At 67.0% G+C, this 4,470-nt stretch carries 4 protein-coding genes and 2 pseudogenes; 4 read left to right on the plus strand and 2 right to left on the minus strand.

Annotated elements, in window-relative coordinates; genetic code table 11:
* Positions 1–288 (minus strand): annotated as a pseudogene (locus HMPREF1316_RS01715) (helix-turn-helix domain-containing protein); the annotation flags it as partial.
* A gap of 63 nt (positions 289–351) precedes the next feature.
* A complete protein-coding gene (locus tag HMPREF1316_RS01720) occupies positions 352–831 on the minus strand; it encodes a hypothetical protein (protein ID WP_051332875.1) in 480 nt (159 codons plus the stop codon).
* A 656-nt stretch (positions 832–1,487) separates the two neighbouring features.
* On the opposite strand from HMPREF1316_RS01720, the gene HMPREF1316_RS01725 reads away from it, so the two are divergent.
* From HMPREF1316_RS01725 to istB, 4 genes and pseudogenes are all read left to right on the plus strand, one after another.
* Positions 1,488–2,006, plus strand: a complete 519-nt coding sequence (locus HMPREF1316_RS01725) for a hypothetical protein (protein ID WP_021725170.1) — start codon at positions 1,488–1,490, stop codon at positions 2,004–2,006.
* 103 nt (positions 2,007–2,109) lie between these two features.
* A pseudogene (gene istA / locus HMPREF1316_RS14965) lies at positions 2,110–3,225 on the plus strand (IS21 family transposase); the annotation flags it as partial.
* A gap of 169 nt (positions 3,226–3,394) precedes the next feature.
* Positions 3,395–3,631 (plus strand): hypothetical protein, encoded by a 237-nt coding sequence (locus HMPREF1316_RS13000; RefSeq protein WP_051332877.1) that lies wholly within the window; start codon positions 3,395–3,397, stop codon positions 3,629–3,631.
* On the plus strand, positions 3,606–4,370 hold the full coding sequence (istB, locus tag HMPREF1316_RS01735) for an IS21-like element helper ATPase IstB (protein WP_040650875.1): 765 nt from the start codon (positions 3,606–3,608) through the stop codon (positions 4,368–4,370). Before HMPREF1316_RS13000 ends, istB begins: the two co-directional genes overlap by 26 nt.
* Positions 4,371–4,470: the final 100 nt, after the last annotated feature.

Below are 4,470 nucleotides of genomic sequence, written 5' to 3' on the forward strand. Positions count from 1 at the left end.
CTTGTTCAGGGGCGAGCGCGATGCGACCCCGTAGGCCTCCATCGCCTCGACGACGGTCATCTCGCCCCCGGCCACGGCCCTGGCCGCGTCGCACCTCAGCTCCCAGCTGTATCTCGCCTGGGTTCTCCCCATGTTCAGCAGGCCCTCCGATCCGACGGCGCGGAACGTGTAGAGCCATTCTCTCACAGCCTCCTCGGGAGGCGACATCATGGAGGCGACCGGGCCGTAGCCGTATCCCATCTCGAACAGCCTTGCCGCCTCCCTTCTGGAGCCGGCATCGTGCTTCAAGCGCAAGTCATCAGGCATAAAGACGAACCTCCCATTTCTTGTGTCCAAGAAATGGGAGGCAGTTCAGGTTCGAACGGCCTTCTTTTCTCGAACATGAGCCACGCGGCCCGCGACCGTCGCTCGGAAGTTCCCGAAGTCGACCTGGGCCGTACCCGGGGCCCACCCAAGCCCAGGGAGGCCGTCCCTCGGCCCTTGCGCGTGCCCCTCCTTCCATGTGGCAACGTGTCTTCGTATCGAGGGGCAGGAACCGGCATAGCCCTTCTCCTCGACAGCTCTGTCGAAGATTCTCGAGGCAGTGTGGCGCTGCCTCTTCGGGGCGCAAAGATCATCTGTGAGTATCGCGTCGATCCACTGCGCTATCTCGTCGGTGGCACGGTGCGCCCGCTTCTGGCCGATTGGCGGCTTGGGCGACATGTCCTGGACATCCGCGTACTTCGCAACGGTGTTCCTGCTGAGACGCGGCTCCCGGGCTATGCGGGCCCTCGGGACACCATCTCTATCCATCCTCCTGGCATCCTCCTGCCCGTCCGGGGACACGGTCATGCCCCCTTCCTCCTTCTGGGCGGGTCTTGCCAAAGGTTGCCGCCCGAAGGAAAACATAGTTATGGCCGTGCCCCTGACGCATCGGGGCACGGCCATAAACTGACCAGACTGCTCAGTTTTTGCTGACCACGGCGCTCAATTCCCGATGACCATTCGCGTCACTTCTTAGTGAACATCAACACGTGGACGCGGCGGCCGGCGTGCGGGGCGCGTGTCGGGGAGTGGGAAGAGGTGCTTACTCCCCGTGCCAGCGTGTCCATGGCGGGAGATAGCAATGTTTCCCTCCGTTGTGAATCTGACGTACTCTTTTCTTGGAGATCAGCCTTCTCTCAATAAGGCAAGGCTCAGAGCCAATTGTTTCCAAGGACTAGACAGTTTTAATGGCATCGTCCATGTGCACGTTGTCTTAGGAGCCACATAGGAAGAGCTGGTAAGCAGACTTAGCCCAAACAACGGCTAGATAAGACGTTGTATGTTTTTCATAAAGTTCTACCAGTAGACCAAACGGGTGATAGATCCCATTCGGGCATAGCGGCCCGTGGCAATCAACCGTGATACGATTCCCGTCGCCAACATAGATTTGCCCGCGTGGCCGTCCCCCTCTATGTTTGGCGACATCCCGGGGGGACGTCCACGCGGGCGGACGGGAATCGCATATGGACGTCAACCCCTTCGCCGCCCGCGTCGACGCGCTGGCGGACGACGAGTTCGCGCTGCTCAGGGAGGCCGTCGGGACGAGGGCGTGCCGCGACGCGCACGGGTGGGGCGCCTTCGCCGAGGCGGCGGACTCCCTCAGGCCGCGGCCCCCATGCCCCCTCTGCGGCGACGGCGGGCGCCCCGTGAGGGACGGGCGGGCCCCAAACGGGTCGCAGAGATGGCCCTGCCGCGCGTGCGGCAGGAGGTACGGCTCGCTCACGAGCACGATATTCGAGCGCACGAAGGCCGACTTCCCCACCTGGGTCGCGTTCGTGTCGGCGATGTGCTGGAACTGCCAGCCCGACGCGGCTGCCGAGCCCTGCGGCATCTCCCACAGGACCGCCTTCGAGTGGCGCCACCGGGTCTTCGCCGCGGCGGGGACGAGGCAGGACTCGATCGTGCTGTCCGGGCGCGTGTGGATCGATGTGTTTGATAGCGTCTCATTTGCGGGTTTGAGCGTCGGAAAGTTTCGGGTCTGAGCACGAAAAAATTACTGGTTCGTGCATGGGCACGCCGACCATCCCGCGATTGGCCCAACATGTCGTTGCTTCGGTCTGCGACGTGAGGAGGGCCAGAGGGGAAATGATCGGCGTGGACAAGATAGAGGATATACGCAGGAGGGCGCGGCGTGGCGAGCCGATTGCGGCGATCGCGAGGGCGGTCGGCGTGTCGGAGCCCACTGCGAGGAAGTACGCCAGGATGGACGACCTGTCGCCCGAGCCCCCGAGGAGGAGGAAGCCCGAGAGCGAGGTGCTCGCCCCCTACGAGGGGACGATAGACTCCTGGCTCGACGACGACTGCAAGAACTGGCGCAGGCAGCGCCACACGGCCGTGAGGGTGTATGTGAGGCTTCGGGACGAGCTGGGCTACGACGGCTCCTACTCAACCGTGCAGCGCTACGTCAGGCGCCGCCGCGAGGAGATGGCCAGGGAGCGTGACCGCAGGGACGCCGAGGGCTTCCTTACGCCGGGCTGGCTGCCCGGCGAGGTCCAGGTCGACTTCGGGGAGGCGGACTTCAGGGTCCGCGGCGTGGTCACCAGGGGCAAGTACCTGACCGTCACCTTCCCGCACTCCAACGTGGGGCTCACCCAGGTGTTCTGGGGCGAGACATCAGAGTGCGTCTGCCAGGGGCTCCGCAACGTGTTCGAGTTCTCCGGCGGCGTGCCGAGGAGGGCCGTCCTCGACGACGCCACCGAGGTCGGCAGGCGCGTCGGGGGCGAGGTCAGGCTCTCGGAGCTCTTCCGGCGCTTCGCGGCGCACTACGGGCCCGACCACGCCCTCGCCAACCCCTACTCGGGCAACGAGAAGGGCAACGTCGAGAACAAGGTCGGGTGCCACAGGAGGAACCTCTTCGTGCCCGTCCCGTCGTTCCACGACGTCGCCGCGTTCAACCGCAGGCTGCTCGGGGACTGCCTCGACCTCAGCGCGGGCAAGCGCCACCACGGGCTCGGCACGCCCGAGCTCGAGCTGTTCGGGGAGGACAAAGACGCGCTCTCGCCGCTGCCGCCGGCCGCGTTCTCGTGCGTGAAGTGGGAGACCAGGACGTGCAACAAACAGGGCACCTTCACCGTAGGCGGCCCCCACCGCTACTCGGCCGGGCCCGCCTACGCGCGCCGCCGGGTCGACGTCGCCCTGGGCGCCTTCGACGTCACGGTCTGCGACGCCTCGACCGGGGAGGTGGTCGCCACCCACGGGCGCGAGTGGGGCGAGGCTCCGACCGACAGCTCCGACCCGACCCTGCAGCTCAGGCTGCTGTGCGCGAGGCCCGCGGGTTGGAGGGACTCGAGCGTCAGGGCGTCGCTGCCGGCGGAGCTCGTGTCGTTCCTGGACGCGGAGCCCCCCCGCGGACCTCGCCGCCGACCCCGGGGTGCTGCGCGACGAGAGCGCCGAGCGCGGCTGGCCCGCCGCCGTGGAGGGCATGTCGCGCTCGCTCGCGGCCACCGGCGGCATCGACCGCGCGTCGGTGGCCCTGTCCGCGGCGAGGGCCGCGGCGGGCGACGAGCGCGTCGAGTACGACGAGGAGGTCGACCTGGGCGCCTGCGACGGGGCGCTGAGGCTGCTCGAGGGAGGCGATCGCCGTGCCGCAGACGAGCTCGGAGCGTGAGGCCGCCCAGGCGTCCTTCCGCGACGCCGCCAGGGCGCTATTCATATCGGGCGACACCATCGCCGCCTTCCTCGCCTCCGCGACGCCCGGGCAGGTCGCGGCGTGCACGTCGATGCTCGAGTCGGAGATCGCGCACCGCGACGGGACGCGGAGGGCGCGGCTGCTCAGGCAGGCGAGGTTCCCCGTGCCGAAGTCGGTCGAGGGCTTCGACTGGTCGAACGTCACGTTCCCGGACGGCTGGGGCCGCGAGGACATGTGCTCCCTGGCGTTCGTGCGCGACGCCGAGGACCTCGTGTTCTACGGCCAGACGGGGCGCGGGAAGACCCACATGGCCACCGCGCTCGGAATCGCTGCGACGTCCGCGGGCTACCCCGTGAGGTTCTGGCAGACGGCCCAGCTGGTGCTGCAGCTGGGCAAGGCCAAGCGCGAGGGGACGCTCGACAGGCTGCTCGCCGACGTGGCCAAGGCGAGGCTCCTGGTCCTGGACGAATTCGGCTACGTGCCCTTCGACGTGGACGGGGCGAGGCTGCCCTGCCAGGTGATATCCGAGAGCTACGAGAGGAGGAGCGTCATATTCACCACCAACGTCGAGTTCAGCAGGTGGGGCACCGTCTTCGCGGACGACAAGCTCGCGGCGGCGATCGTCGACCGCGTCGTGCACCACGGCAGGCTCGTGGAGTTCGGGGGCCCGAGCCACAGGCTGGAGGAGAGCCTGATGCTCGGGAAGTCGGGAAGGTAGGGAGGCGCCGGCGGGCCCGTGACGAAACCCGAAAAACTTTCGTGCACGGACCCGAAAGAAATCCATGCTCAAAGTCGAAAGTCAGGCTTGACTAAACACA

The organism is Olsenella profusa F0195, from assembly GCF_000468755.1.
In the GTDB taxonomy this organism is placed as follows: domain Bacteria; phylum Actinomycetota; class Coriobacteriia; order Coriobacteriales; family Atopobiaceae; genus Olsenella_F; species Olsenella_F profusa.